17 protein-coding genes are annotated in these 20,395 nt (G+C 71.3%); 12 read left to right on the top strand and 5 right to left on the bottom strand.

The genetic code is table 11. From position 1 onward, the window contains the following. Positions 1-10: 10 nt before the first annotated feature. Positions 11-460, bottom strand: coding sequence for a GNAT family N-acetyltransferase (locus tag ACFY2Q_RS11230; RefSeq protein ID WP_387129280.1), 450 nt, complete (start codon positions 458-460; stop codon positions 11-13). Positions 461-570: 110 nt separating this feature from the next. On the opposite strand from ACFY2Q_RS11230, the gene ACFY2Q_RS11225 reads away from it, so the two are divergent. Continuing rightward, on the top strand, positions 571-2,019 hold the full coding sequence (locus ACFY2Q_RS11225; RefSeq protein WP_387129278.1) for an ATP-binding protein: 1,449 nt from the start codon (positions 571-573) through the stop codon (positions 2,017-2,019). Between the two features lie 47 nt (positions 2,020-2,066). Here the strand turns inward: ACFY2Q_RS11225 and ACFY2Q_RS11220 are convergent, their stop codons facing one another. Continuing rightward, the gene (locus ACFY2Q_RS11220; RefSeq protein ID WP_387129276.1) at positions 2,067-2,426 is read right to left on the bottom strand and encodes a hypothetical protein; all 360 of its coding nucleotides are present in this window, start codon (positions 2,424-2,426) and stop codon (positions 2,067-2,069) included. A 157-nt stretch (positions 2,427-2,583) separates the two neighbouring features. On the opposite strand from ACFY2Q_RS11220, the gene ACFY2Q_RS11215 reads away from it, so the two are divergent. Then, on the top strand, positions 2,584-3,603 hold the full coding sequence (locus ACFY2Q_RS11215; protein WP_387129763.1) for a hypothetical protein: 1,020 nt from the start codon (positions 2,584-2,586) through the stop codon (positions 3,601-3,603). 40 nt (positions 3,604-3,643) lie between these two features. After that, a complete protein-coding gene (locus tag ACFY2Q_RS11210) occupies positions 3,644-4,585 on the top strand; it encodes a threonine/serine dehydratase (protein WP_387129275.1) in 942 nt (313 codons plus the stop codon). Between the two features lie 46 nt (positions 4,586-4,631). Here the strand turns inward: ACFY2Q_RS11210 and ACFY2Q_RS11205 are convergent, their stop codons facing one another. Further along, a complete protein-coding gene (locus tag ACFY2Q_RS11205; RefSeq protein WP_387129274.1) occupies positions 4,632-7,052 on the bottom strand; it encodes a M28 family peptidase in 2,421 nt (806 codons plus the stop codon). Between the two features lie 276 nt (positions 7,053-7,328). Between ACFY2Q_RS11205 and ACFY2Q_RS11200 the strand changes: the two genes are divergently transcribed. The 7 genes from ACFY2Q_RS11200 (at position 7,329) to ACFY2Q_RS11170 (ending at position 16,012) form a co-directional block, all read left to right on the top strand. Beyond that, on the top strand, positions 7,329-8,528 hold the full coding sequence (locus tag ACFY2Q_RS11200) for a PP2C family protein-serine/threonine phosphatase (protein ID WP_387129273.1): 1,200 nt from the start codon (positions 7,329-7,331) through the stop codon (positions 8,526-8,528). Continuing rightward, positions 8,525-10,255, top strand: coding sequence for an ATP-binding protein (locus tag ACFY2Q_RS11195; RefSeq protein ID WP_387129272.1), 1,731 nt, complete (start codon positions 8,525-8,527; stop codon positions 10,253-10,255). Before ACFY2Q_RS11200 ends, ACFY2Q_RS11195 begins: the two co-directional genes overlap by 4 nt. Then, positions 10,252-10,704: a response regulator gene (locus ACFY2Q_RS11190; RefSeq protein ID WP_354964865.1), complete on the top strand. Its 453-nt coding sequence runs from the start codon at positions 10,252-10,254 to the stop codon at positions 10,702-10,704. Before ACFY2Q_RS11195 ends, ACFY2Q_RS11190 begins: the two co-directional genes overlap by 4 nt. After that, positions 10,697-11,506, top strand: a complete 810-nt coding sequence (locus ACFY2Q_RS11185; protein WP_387129270.1) for an inositol monophosphatase family protein — start codon at positions 10,697-10,699, stop codon at positions 11,504-11,506. The genes ACFY2Q_RS11190 and ACFY2Q_RS11185 overlap by 8 nt, the downstream gene beginning before the upstream one ends. Before the next feature lie 193 nt (positions 11,507-11,699). Next, complete coding sequence (locus ACFY2Q_RS11180) at positions 11,700-12,716, top strand: coiled-coil domain-containing protein (RefSeq protein WP_387129268.1); 1,017 nt, start codon at positions 11,700-11,702, stop codon at positions 12,714-12,716. A 36-nt stretch (positions 12,717-12,752) separates the two neighbouring features. Beyond that, positions 12,753-14,315, top strand: a complete 1,563-nt coding sequence (locus ACFY2Q_RS11175; protein WP_387129267.1) for a fused MFS/spermidine synthase — start codon at positions 12,753-12,755, stop codon at positions 14,313-14,315. 71 nt (positions 14,316-14,386) lie between these two features. Then, entirely contained in the window at positions 14,387-16,012 is a 1,626-nt protein-coding gene (locus ACFY2Q_RS11170; protein WP_387129266.1) for a serine/threonine-protein kinase, read from the top strand. A 47-nt stretch (positions 16,013-16,059) separates the two neighbouring features. Here ACFY2Q_RS11170 and ACFY2Q_RS11165 read toward each other — a convergent pair whose 3' ends face one another. Next, positions 16,060-16,728, bottom strand: a complete 669-nt coding sequence (locus ACFY2Q_RS11165; protein WP_387129264.1) for a potassium channel family protein — start codon at positions 16,726-16,728, stop codon at positions 16,060-16,062. A gap of 18 nt (positions 16,729-16,746) precedes the next feature. Next, a complete protein-coding gene (locus ACFY2Q_RS11160; RefSeq protein WP_387129262.1) occupies positions 16,747-18,081 on the bottom strand; it encodes a TrkH family potassium uptake protein in 1,335 nt (444 codons plus the stop codon). A gap of 287 nt (positions 18,082-18,368) precedes the next feature. Between ACFY2Q_RS11160 and ACFY2Q_RS11155 the strand changes: the two genes are divergently transcribed. Further along, positions 18,369-19,568 carry a substrate-binding domain-containing protein gene (locus ACFY2Q_RS11155; RefSeq protein WP_387129261.1) on the top strand — a complete coding sequence of 400 codons (1,200 nt, stop codon included), beginning with the start codon at positions 18,369-18,371 and terminating at the stop codon, positions 19,566-19,568. Positions 19,569-19,571: 3 nt separating this feature from the next. After that, positions 19,572-20,315 carry an ABC transporter ATP-binding protein gene (locus ACFY2Q_RS11150; protein WP_387129260.1) on the top strand — a complete coding sequence of 248 codons (744 nt, stop codon included), beginning with the start codon at positions 19,572-19,574 and terminating at the stop codon, positions 20,313-20,315. Positions 20,316-20,395: the final 80 nt, after the last annotated feature.

Raw genomic sequence — 20,395 nt, 5'->3', positions numbered from 1 at the left:
CGAGGCGGGTTCAGAGGTCCAGGACGCCAACCGTCTGGCCGCCACTCTGCTCGCCTGTCGGCCGGAAGCCCAGCTTCAGATAGAACTCCTCCGGCCCTCCTGCCCTGGGCTCCCAGGTGACGTATGCCCGGGCGCCGCCTCGGGTGCGGATCTCCTCGCATGCGGCCCCCGTGGCGAACCGGCCGTAACCGTTCCCCTGCGCGTCGGCCGCGATGTTCAGCCGCCAGAGGCCGGAGCGCAGGTCTTCCGGATTGTCGTCCCACGGTATGTCGAGGAAGGCCATGAGAAAGCCGACCAGCCGGTCGCCGTCGTAGATCAGCCTGGGCCAGGCGTTGTCGGGGAAGACGTACGCCTCGGCCAGCGACTTGACCACCGGCTCGACCAGATCCTCCTGATCGGGGCGCACCGACAGTTCGAGAGCCGCCTCGTAGTTCTCCGGGGTGATCTTCTCCAGCCGCATGGCGCGGACCATAGCGGGCGGAGGTTGGACAAGCGACTGGGTTAGGCGGGAGCGGCCTCCCAGTTGGTAGATTGGATCGAAGTAAGATCCGATCTAGCTTTGGAGGGGCGATGTTCGTCGGTCGGCGCACTGAACTCGATCTGCTCACCAAGCAGCTTGATCATGTGAAGCGCACCGGCGGTGGCCGCTCTGTCGCTATCCGCGGGCGGCGGCAGGTGGGCAAGTCGCGGCTCGTGCAGGAGTTGTGCGATCGGGTCGAACTGCCGTACTGCTTCTACACCGCCGTCAAGGGCGCGTCGAGCGTCGAAGCGGTCGGCCACTTTCTCGGCGCGCTGCGCGACTCGTCGCTGCTCACCTCCGGCGGTCGTGACCTCCTGCCGTCCCAACCGACGGCCGGTGGCTGGGGCGACATGCTGCGGGTCCTGGCAGGCGTCCTGCCCGACACGCCGAGTGTGGTCGTCTTCGACGAGTTGCCCTGGATCTCCGAGCAGGACGCGACGTTCGACGGGCACCTCCAGGTCGCCTGGGACAGGCTCCTCTCCAGCAAGCCGGTGCTACTGCTGCTGCTGGGCAGTGATCTGCACATGATGCAGCGGTTCACCGAGTACGACCGGCCGTTCTACGGCAGGGCCACGAACATGGTCCTCGGCCCGTTCAACCTTGGCGAAACCGCCGCCGTGACCGGGCTGAGTGGTGCGGACGCGATCGATGCGCACCTGATCACTGGTGGCTTGCCCGGTGTCGCCCTGGAATGGGCCCCGGGAACGCCCCCCGCTGATTTCCTGAGTCAGGAGATCTCCAACAAGACCTCGGCGCTGTTCACCGTCCCCGAGCAGTCTCTGGCGTCGGAGTTTCCCGCACCGGACACTGCCCGGCGCATTCTGGAAGCGGTCGGCGGCGCAGGCGGTCGCACGTTCAGCAACATCGCCGCAGCCGCCGGCGACCGCGGTGGCCCGGTCAGCTCCGGCACCCTGTCCCCGCTGCTGAACCGGCTCGTCGAGGAAAAACAGATCCTCACCGTCGACAAGCCGCTGTCCACCAAGCCCAGCAAATTGGCCCAGTACCGAATCGCCGACAGCAACCTGCGCCTGTACCTGGCCATCCTGCGCGACGTGCATCAGTTGGTTCTGCGCGACCGGACAGCGGCCGCCCGCGCCATCCTCGAGAGTCGGTGGTCCACCTGGCGGGGCAACGCCGTCGAGCCGCTCATCCGCGATGCGCTGGCAATCTCCGCCGGTGCCGGAGGCTTGCCGTGGGCCGACACGTGGGAAGTCGGCGCCTGGTGGAACCGCCAGTTCAACCCGGAGATCGATCTTGTCGGGGCTGACCGTACGCCGATCGCCTCCCACATCGCGTTCGCCGGCTCCATCAAGTGGCAGGACGGCCCGTTCGACAGGCGCCATCTCGACGAACTGCGGCGTGACGCCCCGCAGATCCCGGGTTTTCAGCTCGGCGTCAGCGGCCTGGTCGTCGTCAGCCGCTCCGGAGTCGATCTCCCAGCCGGTTCTGTGGATCTTGTTTGGGGCCCTGACGATGTAGTCCAGACATGGTCGGTCTAATGCTGGTCGGCGTCGCGATGCGCGCGACGCCCTTCGCTGCCAGCGGGTCAGAGGCTGGCGGTGAGGAGGCCGCACGCGGCCAGCGGCAGCACCGCGCTCAGCGTGCCGATCAGGGCTGACGAGCGGAGCCGGGTGCGGGAGACAAGGCCCGCGAGTATCGCCAGGCTGGCCATAAGCGCGAGGAACACCGCCGGTGCGGCGACGTAGAGGCCGAAGATCAGCATTCGGGACCGTTCGGAGTCGCACCCCTCGCCGCAGCCCGCCGGGACCGCTCCGGAGCGGGTGCTGAGAAAGAGACCGAACGCCACGACGACTGCGACGTACCAGCCGATCAGCACCAGGAACGCGGCGCGTGGGTTGGCCCTGCCGGTGTCGGCGGGGGCGGGGCGTGGCGGCGACAGCGTCATTGCCGAAGTATCAGACATCGCGCGAGCGGCGTCAGCCTTCGATGGCACCGGGCCTTGTCATGACCACGTCCGCGAGGAGTGGCGTGGCTACTAGGTTCGGAACATGCCATCTGGACCGTCGCGCCACCGTCCCGGGGTTGGTTGGCTGGTCCGCCGGCTGCCGACCCGGGCGGTCGAGGCAGCGTCCCACCTCCAGGCTTTCGTGCTGTCAGGCGTGGTCACCGTGCTGGCCGTGCGGGCGTACCTGGAGGCTGCCGACTATCCGCAGCTCGGCGGGGGTGGGCTGCACATCGCGCACGTCCTCTGGGGTGGCCTGCTGCTCGTGGTCGGCCTGGGAATCCCGCTGGTCTTCCTCGGCGAGGGGGCACGTACGGCGGGGGCAGTGGTCGGCGGCGTCGGGTTCGGGCTGTTCATCGACGAGGTGGGCAAGTTCGTCACCACCGGCACCGACTACTTCTACGCCCCGGCCGCCGCCATCATCTACCTCGCGTTCGCCCTGCTCGTCCTGCTCACCCAGGCGGTACGCGGGCGTACCGGCCGATCGCAGTTGACCCCGGCGGAGCGTACGGCCAACGCGCTGGACGTGGTGCTCAGCGGTCTGCCCGCAGGGCTGACCGATCGGCGCCGGGCGGACGTGCGGCGTCTCGTGCGGGGCACCGGGCCTGCCGCCGAGGCGGCCGTTGAGCATTTGCTGGACACGGTGCCCCGACGCGAGCCGCCCCCGGTCCGGTTCTGGCAGCGGGCGGAGGACCGGGCCCGGCGTCTCGCCGCCTGGGCGACCCGGCAGCGCTGGCTGGTCTGGCTGGTGGTGGTCTACCTGGTGGTGGAGCCGGTGCTGATCGTGGTGGGGGTGCTGCTGGACGGTGTGACCGGAGAGCTGGACCAGGAGCGCGAGTGGGGCGCGGTGCTCGGTGTCACCGCCACCGCGCTTGTCACAGCGGTGCTCAGTCTGCGGGCGGCGTGGCTGCTGCGCCGGAGCCGGCTCGACGCGTTCCGACTGTTCAAGCTCGCCCTGCTCGTCGACCTGCTGTTCGGGCAGATCTTCAACTTCACGGTCAACCAGTTCAGTGCGGTCGCCGTGGTCGCGATCGACCTTGCCCTGCTGGGGGTGGTGACCGCCGAGCACCGCCGGTTGCGGCGCGCCGCCGACCAGGGTGCCCTCCTCGACGCTCCCTAGGATGATCACCGACGACGGTCGTAGTGGAAGGGTGTTCCCGATGGTGGACAGAAACGACGTCGAAGCGGCCGCCGCACTGGTTGCCGGGCGGGTCCGGGAGACCCCGGTCATCACCGTCGACGGCGCCGACCTGGGCGTGCCCGGGCAGCTCAGCCTCAAGCTGGAACTGCACCAGCACACCGGTTCGTTCAAGCCGCGTGGCGCGTTCAACCGGATGCTCCAGGGGCCGCTGCCGTCGGCGGGGGTGATCGCCGCGTCGGGCGGCAACCATGGTCTCGCTGTCGCGTACGCGGCCCGCGCGCTCGGCGTACCGGCGGAGGTTTTTGTGCCGGTGACCTCATCGCCGGTCAAGGTGCAGCGGCTCGCCGGGCTGGGTGCCCAGGTGCGGCAGGTGGGCCAGCACTACGCCGAGGCGTTGGCGGCGAGCACCCAGCGGGCTGACGAGACCGGCGCGTTGGTTGTGCACGCGTACGACCAGCCGGAGGTGGTGGCCGGCCAGGGCACCGTCGGCCGGGAGTTGGAACGCCAGTTGGATGGGGTCGACACCGTGTTGGTGGCGGTCGGCGGCGGTGGGCTGGTGTCCGGCATCGCCAGTTGGTTCGACGGGTCGGTACGCGTCGTCGCCGTCGAGCCCGAGCAGATCCCCACGCTGCACTCCGCGCTGAAGGCGGGCGGACCTGTCGACATCGAGGTGGGCGGCATCGCCACCGACTCGCTGGGTGCTCGCCGCATCGGCGAGATCGCCTTCGACACCGCTCGCCGTACCGGCGTGGTCTCGGTGCTGGTCCGCGACGAGGACCTGGTGCGGGCGCGCCGGCTGCTGTGGTCGGAGCTGCGGATCGCCGCCGAGTTGGGTGGCGCCACCGCGTTGGCCGCGCTTGTCGGCGGCGCGTACGTGCCGCAGCCCGGGGAGCGGGTGGCGGTGATCGTCTGCGGTGGCAACACCGATCCGAGTGACCTGGGCCCGGCCGCTCCGCACTGACCTGGTCCGGCGGGGAACGATCCCCGCCGGACCTTCGGCGTGTCAGTCAGAGGGGATAGGTGCGGGCGACGGCAAGCATCTCGGAGCTGTGTGACCCGACGACGCCGACGCCCGGCGGCCGGGGGCGGAAGCCGGGCAGCGCGTCCAGCCCGTCGCTGGCGTCCATGGCGCGCAGCGCCACCTGCCCGCCCTTCGGGCGCACGGTCAGGGTGACCTCGAAACCTTCTGGCGGCGGGGCGTGGAACACGAGCCCGAAGCCCCACTTCCCCTCCCGGGGCTCGACAGGCACCGACCGGCCGGCGACCTCGGCCCGCAGCACCGTGGCGGTCGACGCGTCGACGTGCAGGGTGGCGAGGCGGACCTCCCGCTGCGGGGTGAGCCGCAGCCGCAGCGTGCGTTCGGTGCCGGAGGTGCTGTCGGCGAGCACGTCCAGCTTCGGCGCCGGCAGGTTGGCGGCCTGCGCCGGGCCGACTCGCAGCTCACCGTCGCCGAGCCCCGGGAAGTCGTCCTCGACGTCGGCGACCCCGTCCACGTAGCCGGCGGTCCACGGCTGCGGACCGCTCTCGTGGCTGAGCCAGCGGGCCTGGCCGGTGCCGGCGTCCATGGCGTACATCAGGTGGGTGGGCGCGGGGTGCTCGGCGTCGAAGCGGTCCACGACCAGCCCGACCCCGGCGAGCACCACAGCCGCCAGGGCGGCGGCCCCGGCCGGCAGCACCGCGAGCCGCCGGGCCCGCAGCGCCCGCATCCCACGGTGGCCGCCGGCCTGCGGGTGCAGCAGGTCGACCACCGGCAGGGCGGTCAGGCCGAGCAGCACCGCGACAAGCGCGGCGACGCCGCCCATCGCCATCCCCAGCGCGGGGAAGAGCAGCACCACCGTGGGCAGCAGGATGACCACACCGACCGCGGCGGCGGCGGTCACCGCCACCACCGGCCACGGCCCGGTCTGCCGGGTCCGCAGCGCGACAAGCCCGCCGAGAGCGCCGGCCAGGGCCGGCACTGTGGTGAGGTACGCCCCGCCGGGCACCGCCACGGCGAGCAGCACCCCGAGCACTGCCAGCCAGGTCAGCCCGCCGACCGCCAGCGCGGCCGGGCCGATCCGGCGGCGGGTCAGCGCGTACCAGGTGAACACGATGGCGGCGGCGAGCGCCAGCACGGCCAACCGATACCAGATCGGTCGGTACGGGTCGAGCAGCTCGGCGTACCCCGGACGGATCGTGGTGATCGCCAGCCAGAGCAGTTGCGCGGCGACCGGCGCGGCCACGATCGGCACCAGGGCGAGCGCGAAGCCGGCGGCGAGCCGGCCGGTGCTGGCCCGGCCACTGCGGCGGGTCAGCCAGGCCAGCGCGGCCACCGCGAGCACCGCGAGCAGGGCCAGCGGCAGGGTGAGCCAGCCGGGATAGCGGACCAGCCCGCCGGGGACGGGAAAGTAGGTGGCGTCGTGGCCGGAGCGCAGGTCGGTCAGGTCGGTGCGGCCGAACTCCCGGGCCAGGCCCAGCGCGTTGTCCCCGTGCTGCTGGAGGCTGCCCCGGTCCATCGACGCCGGGGTGTCCAGCGGCGTGTGGTAGATCGCGCCTCCGTCGATGTACGCCGAGTTCAACCCGACGAACTTCTGGTCCAGGAACGCGGTGAAGTCGGTGTCGTTGGGCAGCGCCCGGTAGATCTCCACCGCGAACGAGGTGCCGACCGGGTGTGGGGCGGCCCGGCCGAAGACGTCCACAAGCTTCGCGTTGTTCCGGGACGTCTCGAACATGATCACCGGCCCGGTGGACCCGCGCGCCTCCAGGTTGAGCACCACCCCGCCGTCGGCCGCGAGCGGGTGGCTGGCAGCGAACGCCGCCGCTCCACAGAGGCACGCCTCCTCGGCGTCGCTAAGCACGAAGACGATGTCGTTGCGGGGCCGGGGACCGGTGCTCAGCGCGCGGGCCACCTCCAGGATGGTCGAGGTGCCGGCCGCGTCGTCGTTGCCACCCGGCCCGGTCTGCACCGAGTCGTAGTGCGCGACCAGGAAGACCCGGCCGGTCGAGTCGGTGCCGGGCAGCCGGGCCACCACGTTGCGGACGCGGGCCACAGTCGCGCCGCCCGCCGCCCCGCTGAGCTGACCGGCCTCCGGTGCCACGGTGTCCTGTACCTCGGTCTCCAGGCCCAGCCCGCGCAGCCGCTGCTCAAGGTGCGCGCGGACCTGGTCGTTGGCCGGGCTGCCGGCGACGTGCGACCGGGCCGCGATCACCTGCACGTCCTCGTACGCGCGGGCGGCGCTGAACTCACCGGTCGGGGCGCCCGTCGGCGTCGGCGTCGGGGTGCGCAGGTCGAGCAGGCTGCCGGCGCCGACGGCGACAAGCGCGACAAGCGCCGCAGCGGCGGCCACGAGCCGTCGGCGCGGGCGGGTCAGCGCGCGGTCGGCAGCGGGTACGCCCGGATCCGGGCGTACCGGCGTGCCCGCCGCGGCGGAGGTGGGGGGTGCGCCCACGGGAACTCCTCGATGGTGGTGGGGCCTGGGGTGGCACCATCCTGCCCCCCGGCACCGGGGGACGACACAGCCGGACGTCCATCGACCGTCGGCCCGTCGGCGAGCAGTGACCCGGCCCATGCCCGCCCGTGCCGCGCCCGTCGTGTTGTGTGCGACCGTTGTCTAATACAGGATCAGCGGGGCACTCGGAAGGAGCCCGACATCACCAGCGAACTCCCGCGTCTCGCGGCGGTGACCCGGCCGCAGCGGGGACCCGGCCTGGCCGGTTCCCCCGTCGTGCCGTACCCGCATGGTGGCCTGGGGCGACACGCCAACCTGCCGCCCGGCGAGCGGTTGCGGGTGCTGCTGGTGGAGGACGACGAGGGCGACGCCTTCCTCGTCGGCGAGTTGCTCGCCGAGACGAACTCGATGATCGACCTGTCGGTCGCCACAAGCCTCAGCGAGGCGCGTCAACAGATCCCGAACGTCGACTGCGTCCTGCTCGACCTGGGCCTGCCCGACGCGCAGGGGCTGGACGGGCTGCGCCAGGTGCTGGGGATGTCCAGCGGTGCCGCGGTGTGCGTCCTCACCGGCCGCTCCGACGAGCATCTGGGCATCGTGGCGGTCGCCGAGGGCGCACAGGACTACCTGGTCAAGGGCCAGGTGGACGGCGTGCTGCTGACCCGGGCGCTGCGCTACGCGGTGGAGCGCAAGCGTGCCGACGTGAACGCTCGCCGGCTGCGCGAGGTCGAGCTGCGCCAGGCCGAGTCGGCGCGACTCGAACGTGGCCTGCTGCCGCAGCCGCTGATGACGACCGACCAGGTGGCGGTGCACACCTTCTACCGGCCCGGCCGGCATGCCGCGTTGATCGGCGGGGATTTCTTCGACGTGGTGCAGACCCATCCGGACCGACTCGACCTGATCGTCGGGGACGTCTGCGGGCACGGAGTGGACGAGGCCGCGCTCGGCGTGGAGCTGCGTGTGGCCTGGCGCGCCCTGATCCTCGCCGGGGTGCCCGACGACGAGGTGCTGCCCGCGCTGGAGCAGGTGCTGATGAGTGAGCGCCGGCTTCAGGAGATCTTCGCGACGGTGGCCACCACCCGGCTCCACCTGGACGCCAACCGGGCCACCGTCCGGCTCGCCGGGCACCCGCCACCGCTGCTGCTCTCCGGCGGCCGGGTAACCCCGGTGCCCGCGCCCGGTGGCCGGCTGCTGGGGGTCCGCCCGCGCCGGCCGATCGCCTACGACCTGGAGTTCGACACCGATGACTGGTCCCTGTTGATGTACACCGACGGTCTGATCGAGGGGCGGGTGGGCGCGAGCGACGAGCGGCTCGACGTGCCAGGCCTGAGTGGGCTGCTCGACGAGCCGGCCAACCGCGAGGTGTCGCTGCCCGAGCTGCCGGCCTGGCTCGTGGGTCGCGCCGAGCAGATCAACGGTGGCCCGCTCGCCGACGACGTGGCCATGCTGCTGGTCAGCCGGGGCGGTGGCCGGTGACGCCGGTCAGCGGCTGGAACCTGCGCCGCCGCGTCATCACACTGCTCGCCGTCGTCGGTGTGCTGCTTATCGGCCTGGCCGCAGCGGAGGCGGCGGTGGCCGCCCGCAACCGCACGCAGATCGACGCGATCCTCAACAAGACCGCCCCGCTGCGGGTGCAGTCGCAGGAGTTGCTCAACGCGCTGCTCGACCAGGAGACAGCGGTCCGCGGGTACGCGGTAAGCGGTGACCCGGCCGACCTCGGCCCGTACCAGGTCGGGCTCGACCAGGAGCGGGACACCATCGCCTCGATGCGGATGCTGCTCCACGACTACCCGCAGATCGGCCAGGAGCTGCGGATAGTCGAGGAGCGTACCGAGCAGTGGCGGCGGTCGGTCGCCGAGCCGGTGATTACGGCAACCAAGGAGAGGGGCACCAGGGCCGGCCAGGAACTGGTCACCGACGGCGCTCGGCAGCAGTTCGACGAGTTGCGGGCTGCGGTCGGCGATCTCCAGGAGGAGATCCTGAGCGCCCGGGAGCAGTCCGCCAGCGACGTACGTCGCAGCAGCAACCTGCTGGTCGTGCTGTTGATCGTCGCCGCGTTGGTGGTGGTCGTGGCCGGCTCGGCCCTGCTGCTGTCCCTGGACCGGATGGTGATCCGGCCACTGATCGGGCTGGCCGCCCAGGTCCGTGAGGTCGCCGACGGTGACTACCAGCACCGCATCGCCACCACCGGCCCACCGGAGTTCGTCCGGCTCGGCGAGGACGTGGACGCGATGCGCCAGAAGATCGCCGCCGACCTGGCCGAGGTGCGGGAGGCCCGCGAGCGCATCGAGTGGGTCAACACCCAACTCCAGAAGCAGGCCGAGGAGCTCACCCGGTCCAACCGCGACCTGGAGCAGTTCGCGTACGTCGCCTCGCACGATCTCCAGGAGCCGCTGCGCAAGGTGGCCAGCTTCTGCCAGTTGCTCCAACGCCGCTACTCGGGGCAGCTCGACGAGCGGGCCGACCAGTACATCGCGTTCGCGGTGGACGGCGCGCAGCGGATGCAGCGCCTGATCAACGACCTGCTCGCGTTCTCCCGAATCGGTCGGCTCACCACAGGTTTCGTCGACGTCGACCTGAACAAGGTGATGGGGGACGTGGCCGGGCAGACCGAGGCCGCCCGGCAGTACGCCGACGCGGAGCTGACCTGGACCGAGATGCCTGTGATCCGGGGCGAGGAGCCCCTGCTCACCAACCTGCTGGCCAACCTGGTCAGCAACTCGATCAAGTTCCGCCGCCCGGACATGCCGCCGAAGGTGCACATCTCGTCCCGCCTTGTCGACGGCGAGTGGGAGATCAGCTGTCAGGACAACGGCATCGGCATCGAGCCGGAGTTCGCCGACAAGATTTTCGTGATCTTCCAGCGGCTGCACTCGAAGGACGCGTACCCGGGCACCGGCATCGGGTTGGCGATCGTCAAGAAGATCGTGGAATATCACGGCGGCCGGGTCTGGGTGGACACCGACGTGCCGGAGGGCACGGCGATCCGGTTCACCCTGCCGGCCCGGCCAGAGGACGTGGAGGCGGCAGCTGCCGTCGACCCGGCGGAGCAGCCGGAGGAGACCGCGACGGCGGAGACGACGCCCTCGGACGGGTCGTCGGCCGCCATTGGAGAGCAGCCCACCGGGTCGGACCTGCCGGACCGGGCCGACGGCTCGCCGCAAAGCGGTAGAACGGGTGACATGAGGGAGACGGTGGGATGACCGCGCCTGCGGACGGCAAGAGCCCGATCGAGGTCCTCCTCGTGGAGGACGATCCGGGTGACGTGTTGATGACCCAGGAGGCGTTCGAGGAGCACAAGCTGCGCAACCGGCTGACCGTCGTCTCCGACGGCGCCGAGGCGCTCGCCTACCTGCGGCAGGAGGGCCAGTACGCCGAGGCGGTGACGCCCGACCTCATCCTGCTCGACCTCAACCTGCCGCGTCGGGACGGCCGCGAGGTGCTCGAAGAGATCAAGAAGGACGAGGAGCTGCGCCGGATCCCGGTGGTAGTGCTCACCACCTCGCAGGCAGACGAGGACATCCTGCGCAGCTACCAGCTGCACGCCAACGCCTACGTGACCAAGCCTGTGGATTTCGAGCGCTTCATCTCGGTGGTCCGCCAGATCGACGAGTTCTTCGTCAGCGTGGTCAAGTTGCCGCCGCGTGGCTGACACCCTGCTCGACGACGTCGCGGACCTGCTCCTGGAGGCCGCCGACCAGGTCGTGCTGCCGCTGTTCCGCAAACTCGACGAGGCCGACGTGTCGGAGAAGGCGCCCGGTGAGATCGTCACCGTCGCCGACCGCAGGGCCGAGGAGTTGCTCTCGGCGGGCCTGCGCCAGCTGCGGCCGGGCTCGAAGGTGGTCGGCGAGGAGGGCGTGTCCGACGACCCGGGGCTGCTGCGGCACCTGCGCGACGGCGGGGACGTGTGGCTCGTCGACCCGGTCGACGGCACCGCCAACTTCGCAGCGGGGCGCCGTCCGTTCGCCCTGATGGTCTCGTTGCTTACCGACGGGCGGCCGACAGCCGGCTGGATCCTGGACCCGCTCGCCGACACCCTCGCGGCCGGCTGGGCCGACGACGGCACCCTCGTCAACGGCCGGCGGGTGGACACCGCCGCCTCGGTGCCGCCGCTGGGCGAGCTGCGGGGTGCGGCGATGACCCGGTTCCTGCCGCCGGAAACCCGGGACCGGGCCCGCGCCGGCGGCCGGCGGCTCGGCGAGCTGCTGCCCGGCCAGCACTGCGCCGGCCGGGAATACCTGGACATCCTCACCGGTGAGCAGCAGTTCGCCCTCTTCTGGCGCACCCTGCCGTGGGACCACGCCCCGGGCACGGTGCTGGTCCGCGCGGCAGGTGGCGTCGCCCGCCGGTTCGACGGCGTCGACTACCACCCCGCCGACGACGGCCGCGGTCTGCTCGTCGCGTCAAACGAGCAGGTCTGGGCCGAGGTCCACGAAGCCCTTCTCGGCTCCTGATCGGCGCACTGCGCGACGGCGTTGGGACGCTCCGTCGACATCGCTGCGGCCCGGAGTTCCGAGGGCTGGCGACCGGCCAACAGTCCGGTATCGTGACCGACGGTCTCCGCCAGCAGGCCGCCGATCGGCGCCGGCGGGGACGCCGCCGCACAGTGGTTCACCGGGGGCCGGCGGTCGACGGAAGGACGCTTTGGTGCCCAGGACCAGGCTCAGCCCGCGGCTCGGTCGCCGCGCCCTGCTCGCTCTGCTCGCCGCCGTCGCGCTCGTGCTCGGCGGCACCGCCGTGCCCGCGTACGCGGAGCCCGACGAGGGCGGCAGTAAGAAGCTGCGGGACGCGTTGGAGTCCACCGCCAAGGGGCACATCGAGGCCAAGGCGAAGCTGGACAACTCCAAGCGCCGGCAGACGGCGCTCACCGGTGAGCTGACGACGATCGAGGCTCGGCTTGTCGGCCTCACCGCCCAGGTTGGCGAGGTAGCCGCGCAGTCGTACCGTGTCGGCCGGCTGACCCCGGCGTCGATGCTGCTCAACACCGCCACGCCGCAGGCGTTCCTGGAACGCGCGAGCGATCTCGACCTGATGGCCCAGCGGGACAGCAAGCGGCTGCGTGATCTCGTCGACGCCCGGCAGCAGGCGCAGCAGGCAAAGGTCGCCATCGACACCGAGGTCCGCGAGCAGCAGAAACAGCTCGCCGTGATGGCGAAGAAGAAGAAGGAGGCCGAGGCGGCGCTCGCCGAGGTCAGCTCGGGCAGCAGCAACGGTTTCAGCGGCGGCAGCTCCGCCTCGGCGAAACCGGCGCCCCGCAACTCCGACGGGTCCTGGCCGTCGGAATCCTGCTCGGTGAAGGACCCGACCACCTCCGGCTGCATCACCCCACGCACCCTCAACGCGCTCAAGCAGACCCAGGCCGCCGGCTACAAGCGGCACGTCTCCTGCAAGCGCGAAGGTGGCGGCGGTGAGCACCCGAAGGGTCGGGCCTGCGACTTCGCGGCGGCCACAAACGGCTTCGAGGATCGCAACGCGACAGGCGGCGACAAGGCGTACGGGGACAGCCTGGCCGCCTGGCACGTGCGCAACGCCGACCGGCTGGGCGTGCTCTACGTGATCTGGTACCGGCAGATCTGGCATCCCGGCACCGGGTGGCGCGCATACAGTGGCAGCGGCAGTCCCGCCGCGTCCCACACGAACCATGTTCATCTCTCGATGTACTGACCCGGAGCATCAGCTTCGCTGCGTACCATCGCGACGATGAGCTCCCCACCGTCCGACGTCGCGGCCCCGCCGGCCTCCTCGTCCCCATCCGTACCGGTCACCGGCCGGGCACTGCCCAACGGGCTGGCCGCGTTCCTCGTCTTCTTCTCCAGCGGCGCCGTGCTGGTGCTGGAAACCGTCGCGCTTCGCCTGGTCGGCCCCTATGTCGGGGTGACCCTCCAGGTGACCAGCTCGGTCATCGGCATCGCGCTGGCCGCTATCGCGTACGGGGCGTGGTCCGGCGGCTGGCTGGCCGACCGGCGCAACCCGCGTGGCCTGCTGGCGCCGGCGCTGGTGCTGGCCGGCATCGCCACAGCGATCACCCTGCCCGTGGTCCGCTACGCCGGTGAGGTGCTGCGCGGCGGCGCGGCCAGCGGCATCCTCCTGCTCGTGGCGCTCGCCGTGTTCGTGCCGGCGGCGCTGCTGGCCGCGGTCACCCCGCTTGTCGTGAAGCTTCAGCTCGCCGATTTGCGCCGCACCGGCCAGGTGGTCGGTCGGCTGTCCGGCATCGGCACCCTGGGCGGCATCACCGCCACCCTGCTCACCGGCTTCGTGCTTGTCGCCGCACTGCGCAGCACTGTCATCCTGCTCGCACTGGCGCTCGCGCTCGGGCTGGTCGGCATCGGCCTCGGCTGGTACCTGCGCCGGCAGGAGCCCACCGAGCTGCCCGGCCCGGCACGCACCCGCGCCGCGCTGGCAGTGCTCGGCCTGATCGGAGCAGGGCTGAGCACCGTCGCGCCGAACCCGTGCGACATCGAGACGGCGTACCACTGCGCCCGGGTGACAACGGACCCGGACCGGCCCAGCGGCCGGACGTTGCTGCTCAACTCGGCCCAGCACTCGTACGTGGACCTGGCCGACCCGACACACCTGCAGTACGCCTACACGAAGTGGATCGGCGCGGTAGCCGACGTGGTCGCGCCGGCCGGGCAGCGGCTGGACGCGCTGCACCTGGGCGGCGGCGGGTTCACCGTGCCGACCTACCTGACCGCCACCCGGCCGGGCACCGAGAACGTCGTGTTCGAGATCGACGGCGGGCTCGTCGAGTTGGGCGAGCGGGAGCTGGGCGTACGCCCGGGCCCGGGCCTGCGGGCTGTGGTGGGTGACGCCCGGATGCTTGTGGCCGGCGAGCCGTCGGACAGCCGCGACCTGGTCGTCGGCGACGCGTTCGGGCACCTCGTGGTGCCCTGGCACCTGGCCACCCGGGAGATGGCCGCAGAGGTCCGCCGGGTCACCCGCCCCGGCGGCGTGTACGTGCAGAACGTCATCGACTACCCGCCGCTGCGGTTCATCCGCGCCGAGTTGGCCACTGTCGCCACCGAGTTCACGCACATCGCGTTGATCGCCCCACCGGAGGCGCTCGCCGAGGAGCAGGGCAGCAACTTCCTCATCGTCGGCTCCGACGCGCCGCTGCCGCTGGCCGCCATCCGCGCCCGGCTGGACCAGGTTGACCCGAAAGTCAGCCTGCTCTCCGGCGCGGAGCTGACGAACTTCGTCGGCGACGCGATGGTGCTCACCGACGACTACGCCCCGGTGGACCAACTGCTGGCGACCGCCTGAACGAGTGAACTTCGTGACCGATTCCGATCCTTCAGGTGTAGTCCGGGTGCGTACGGGCAACAACGGCCACCATGGGTGGTGGGGATCGGAACGGTGCGCAACTCCTCGATGAGCGGTACCGGCTGGTCGAGCAGCTCGGCGCGGGCGGCATGTCGGTGGTCTGGCGCGGCTACGACGAGGTGCTCGGCCGGCAGGTCGCGGTAAAGGTGCTGGCCTCCCGGCTGGCCAGCGACAGGGCCTTCCGGCACCGGATCCGGATCGAGGCGCAGGCCGCCGCGCGGCTCTGCCACCCGAACATCACGAACGTGTACGACTACGGCGAGTCCCAGCAGGTCGGTCTGACAGTGCCGTACGTGGTGATGGAGCTTGTCGACGGCGGTTCGCTTGCCGCCCGGCTGAGCCGGGCGGGGCAGCTGCCGTGGCGGGACGCGGTGGCCATCGGTGCCGAGGTCAGCTCGGCGCTGGCCACCGCGCACAGCCGTGGCGTCGTGCACCGCGACGTCACACCGGGCAACGTCATGCTCACCTCGACAGGCGTCAAGGTTGTCGACTTCGGTATCTCCGCGCTCGTGGGGGAGAGCGAGAAGGGGCCGGACGGCACACTGCTGGGCACGCCCGCGTACCTCGCGCCGGAGCGGCTGGACAACGGCCAGGTCTCCCCGGCCACCGACGTGTACGCGGTCGGGCTGCTGCTCTACCGGATGCTCACCGGCCGGCTGCCGTGGGAGGCCACCACCACCACGCAGATGCTGCGGGCGCACATGTACAGCGACCCGGATCCGATGCCGCCGGTGCCGGGGCTGCCCGCCGAGGTGACCGACCTGGTGCGCCGCTGCCTCGCCAAGCAGCCCGGCGACCGGCCGGGCACCGCCGAGCTGGCCCGCACCCTGGCCGAGGCGGCCGGGATGCTGGCTGCCCTGCCGGTGTCGCCGGCCGGCCCACTGGACCCGGCAGCGCTGGCCAGCGCGGGCACCACCATCCTGCCCTGGTCGGCGGAGACGGACGCGCTGCCGCTGTCGCGTACCCGCAATCGACGCCAGCGGGTGAGCCGACGCCGGCGGGTGGAGGCCGGGGTGGCAGCCGCCGGGCTGATCGCGGTCACGGGGGCGATGTGGGGGCTCACCTCGGGCAGCCCGGCCAGCGGGCAGGACCAGCCCACCCAGGCGCGGATGGGCCTGCCGGAGCCCGCGCCGTGCGAGGTGGCGTACGCGTTGCGCACCGACTCCGGCAAGGACTTCATCGCCGAGTTGACCTTGACCAACACCGGCGACAGCGAGCTGCGCGACTGGTCGATGAACTTCACATTCCCCGGTCAGCAGACTGTGACGAAGGCAGAGCCGACCACTGTGGACCAGCAGGGGAGCACCGTCCAGATCCGGCCGGTGGCCGAGCGCGCCACCCTGGCGCCCGGTGCGGCCGAGAAGCTCACCCTGACGGGGAAGTACAGCGGGGCGAACCCGTTGCCTGTGGAGTTCCGGCTCGGCGACGCGACCTGTGGGGTACGCGTCTCCGGGGTGGCCGGCACCGCCCCGTCCACAGCCCCGCCGAGCACGACGCCACCCAAGGCAACGACGAAGACCCCGGCCAAGGTGGCGACGAAGACCGCACCCAAGGCGCCGCCGAAGGCCGGGCCGAAGCCCGAGAAGCCCGGCAAGGGGAAGGGGCCCGGTGGTGGCCCGGGAAAAGCGGGAAAGTGACGAAGGGCGAACGGAAGGGGCCGGGCGGCGGGAAGAAGTGAACGGCCTCAGCGGAGTCCTGCGAACCGCTGCACCTGGTCGATCCCGCCCTCCACGACGAGCACCCCGTCACGGGGTAGGGCGGTGCTGTCCGACGCGTACTGGAAGCGCTCGCCCGGCATCTTGGCGCCGATCACCCGTACGCCGTAGCGCTCGTTCGGGCGCAGGTCGAGCAGTGTGCGACCGACCAGGGACTCCGGCACCCGGACGGCGGCGATCGCGAAGTCGTCGTCGAGTTCCACGAAGTCGAGCAGCCGACTGACGATCAGGTGCGCCACCCGCTCGCCGGTCTCCGCCTCCGGAAAGATCACGTGGTGTGCGCCCACCGAGGACAGGATCTTCGCGTGCTTCTGTGAGGTGGCCCGCGCCCAGACCTGCGGCACGCCCAACTCGGTAAGCGCCAGCACGGTGAGCACGCTCGCCTCCAGCGACGCCCCGATGGCCACCACGGCCCGGCCGAAGCCGGCGACGCCCAGTTGTCGCAGCGCCCCGTCCTCGGTCGCGTCGGCCTGGACCACCCGGTCGATCCGCGCCGACCAGCGCTGCACCAGCTCCGGGCTCCGGTCGATGGCAAGCACCTCGTGGTTCATCCGGGTCAGCGACCCGGCCAGGTGGGAGCCGAACCGACCCAGCCCGATCACCACGACGCCGCCACCGTCCGCACGACTGGCCGACACCTCGATCCCTCCTCACTGCTAGCCGACAACGGGTTGCTCCTGGGGATAGCGGTAGAGCCGACGCCGCGTGTTCAGGGCGATCGCCGAGCCGAGGGTGAGCGGCCCGACCCGGCCGATGAACATCAGCACGGTCAGGATCAGCTGGCCGCTGGCCGGCAGGGTGCCGGCCAGCCCGACGGTCAGCCCGGTGGTGCTGAACGCGGAGGTGACCTCGAACAGGGCCGAGACGAAGCGGAGGCCCTCGGTGAGCAGCAGCAACGCCATCGTCCCGGCCGTGACCAGCGCGACGCTGAGCAGGGCCACTGTGACGGCCTGCCGCTGACTGGCGGTGGCCACCCGGCGGTGCCCTACCGTCACGTCGGGCTCGCCGCGCAGCTCCGCCCAGATGGTGAACCCGAGCAGGAAGAAGGTGGAGACCTTGATTCCGCCGGCCGTGCTGGCGCTGCCACCACCGATGAACATCAACACGATCAACAGCGGGTAGCTCTCCTCCTGCAACGCGCTGATGTCCAGCACGCTGAAACCGCCGGTGCGGCTCAGCGCGATCTGGGTGAACGACGCGAGCGCCTTGCCCCCGGCGTCGTACGAGCCGATCGTTTCGGCGTTCGTCCACTCGGCGGCGAGCAGACCAGCGAAGCCGAGCAGCAGCAGCGCGGCACTGCCCCAGATGGTCAGCTTGGTCGCCACCGCCCAGCGGGCCGGCTCACGCCACTCGCGGACCGCCTCGAACAGGGCGGGGAACCCGAGCCCACCGACGATCGCGCCGAACGCCAGCGGCAGCGACACCCACGGATCGCGGCTGAACGCCACCAGGCCGTCGGAGTAGAGCGCGAAGCCCCCGTTGTTGAACGCCTGGACGGCATGGAAGACGCCCGACCAGAGGGCACGTCCCGGTGAGTAGTCGTAGGCCAGCCAGAGCCGGCCGGCCACCACAGCTGTCATCACGGCCTCGCAGGCGAAGACGGTCACCGCGATCCGGCGCAGCAGCCGGCCCACATCGCCGATGCCGAACTCCGCCGTCTCGGCCTGCACCAGCAGCCGGTTGCGGAGCCCGAGTTGGCGAGAGACCACGAGGATGACAAGCGATGCGGCGGTGAGGATGCCGAGACCGCCGAGCTGGGTGAGCAGGGTGATCACCAGCAGGCCCCAGGCGGACCAGTAGTTGGGGGTGTCGGTGACCGCCATGCCGGTGACCGACACCGCCGACGTCGCGGTGAACAACGCGGTGACCAGGGGCGGTCGCTGGTGGTCGACTGTCGCCCAGCGCGCTGTCAGCAGCACGGTGCCGAGCAGGATCGGCACCAGGAAGGCGAACGGCACCAGCCGCACGGGGTTGCGGAGGAACCGGCGCACCAGACAATCTTCCTTTTCCGCACCCCGCCGGGAGTGGGAACGCCCATTCGGGGTGCCTGCGCCATGCGCGGCGGATGGCTCGGGACGACACAGACGGCAGGCGGGCCGTGGGGGTGCGGGCCATCGGGAGAGCGGGCGCGCCTGCGGCGACGCGGCCCGTTGTAACCTCCGGCCACCCCCTTCCCGTTACTTGTGTGTTTCCGCCACATAGCTCGTGGGTGACGTCACTTCTAGCGTGAGCCGTCACGAAGAAGTTCTCTCCCTCCGAGTCCTCATGTGGAGTCGCAATGACGGTCCGGACGACGCGGCGGGTGTTCCTCTCCGCCGCCACGATGATGGCCGCGGCGTTGGCCGCCACGGCCTGTGGCAGCCCGCAGGACACCGCCACCGGCGGCGGCGACAGTGCCGCGCCGGTAAAGGTCGGCCTGGTGCACTCCCAGTCGGGTGCACTTGCCAGCTACGGAAAGCAGTACATCGAGGGGTTCAAGGCGGGGCTCGACTTCGCCACCCAGGGCACCGGCAAGGTCGGTGACCGCACGATCGAGGTGACCGAGGTCGACGACGCGGGCGACCCGGCCAAGGCCGTCTCCGCCGCGAAGGACCTGATCGGCAAGGGCGCGAAGATCATTGCCGGCTCGACCGCCTCCGGCGTGGCGCTCCAGGTCGCCCCGATCGCGGCGCAGAACAAGGTCCTGTTCATCTCCGGGCCGGCCGCCACCGACGCCGTGACCGGCGTCAACAAGTACACGTTCCGCTCCGGCCGGCAGTCCTACCAGGACGTGGTGACCGCCAAGTCGTTCATCGGCGACCCCACCGGCAAGAAGGTAGTGGTCTTCGCCCAGGACGGCGCGTTCGGCGACGCCAACGAGGCGGCCGTCAAGGCGGTCATCGGCAGCGCGGGCGCCACCGTCAGCAGCGTCCGGGCGCCGGCCAGCGCCACCGAGTTCACGCCGTTCGCCAGCCAGATCAAGAGCGCGAAGCCGGACCTGCTCTTCGTCGCCTGGGCCGGCACGACCGCTCCGGCCATGTGGCAGACCCTCGACCAGCAGGGCGTGCTCTCGTCCACGACTGTCGTCACAGGCCTCGACATCCGGGCCTCCTGGCCGACGTTCGGCGCGGCCGGCGCGAAGATCTCCTTCCTGTCGCACTACTTCGACGGTGCCAGCGACACCGAGGCGAGCAAGGCGCTGAAGGCCAAGGTCGGCACCGTCGACCTGTTCCACCCGGACGGCTTCGCCGCCGCCCAGATGGTGGTCCGCGCCGTGCAGGAGGGCGGGGACGACGTCGACAAGATGGTCACCGCCCTGGAGGGCTGGAGCTTCGACGGGGTCAAGGGCAAGATGACCATCCGACCCGCCGACCACGCCCTGCTCCAGCCGATGTACCAGGCCAAGCTGACCGGCAGCGGCACCGCCTTCACGGCCACCGCGCAGAAGAGCCTCACCGGTGACGAGTCGGCACCGCCGGCCGTGGCCATGAAGGGCTGAGAAATGCTCGCCACCCGCGGTCTGACCTGGCGGATCGGTGAGGTCGCCATCGTCGACAGCGTCTACCTCGACCTGGCACCCGGGGAGTTCCTGGGCGTGATCGGGCCGAACGGCGCCGGCAAGACCTCACTGTTCAACCTGATCACTGGCCTGCGCCGGGCCACGGAGGGCCGGATCACCCTGGACGGGCAGGACATCGGGGCGCTCCCGCCGCACCGGCGGGCACGCCTCGGCCTGGGCCGTACCTTCCAGGCGTCCTCGGTCTTCGGTTCGCTGAGCGTGCGGGAGAACGTCCGGCTCGCCGTGCAGGCGCACCGCGGGGGCTCGATGGCACTGTGGCGGCGGGCGGCGGCCGACCGGGAGGTGGCCGCCGCCGCCGACGCGGCGCTCGACCGGGTCGGCCTCGCCCACAGGGGTACGGCGCTCGCCGGCACCCTGGCCCACGGCGAGAAACGCAAACTGGAGATCGCCCTGCTGCTCGCGGGTGAGCCGCGGGTGATGCTGCTGGACGAGCCGATGGCCGGGGTCAGCGCCGAGGACGTACCCGAGCTGGTCTCGGTGATCAAGTCGTTGACCGGGGACAGCGGCCGGGCGGTGCTGATGGTCGAGCACCACATGGACGTCATCCTGGAGCTGGCCGACCGGATCGCCGTCATGCACCACGGCGCGCTGCTGGCCTGCGACACACCGGAAACGGTGATGGCGAACCCCACTGTGCAAGATGCCTACCTGGGGGAGTCGCTGTGAGCGCGAGGAGTGAGCCGGGTTTGCGAGCCCCGCAGTCGCGAACGGAGGTGGCTCTGTGAGCGCGAGGAGTGAGCCGGGTT

The sequence above is a fragment of the Micromonospora sp. NPDC000316 genome, from assembly GCF_042898885.1.
In the GTDB taxonomy this organism is placed as follows: domain Bacteria; phylum Actinomycetota; class Actinomycetes; order Mycobacteriales; family Micromonosporaceae; genus Micromonospora.
This window is presented reverse-complemented; position numbering and strand designations above follow the sequence as displayed.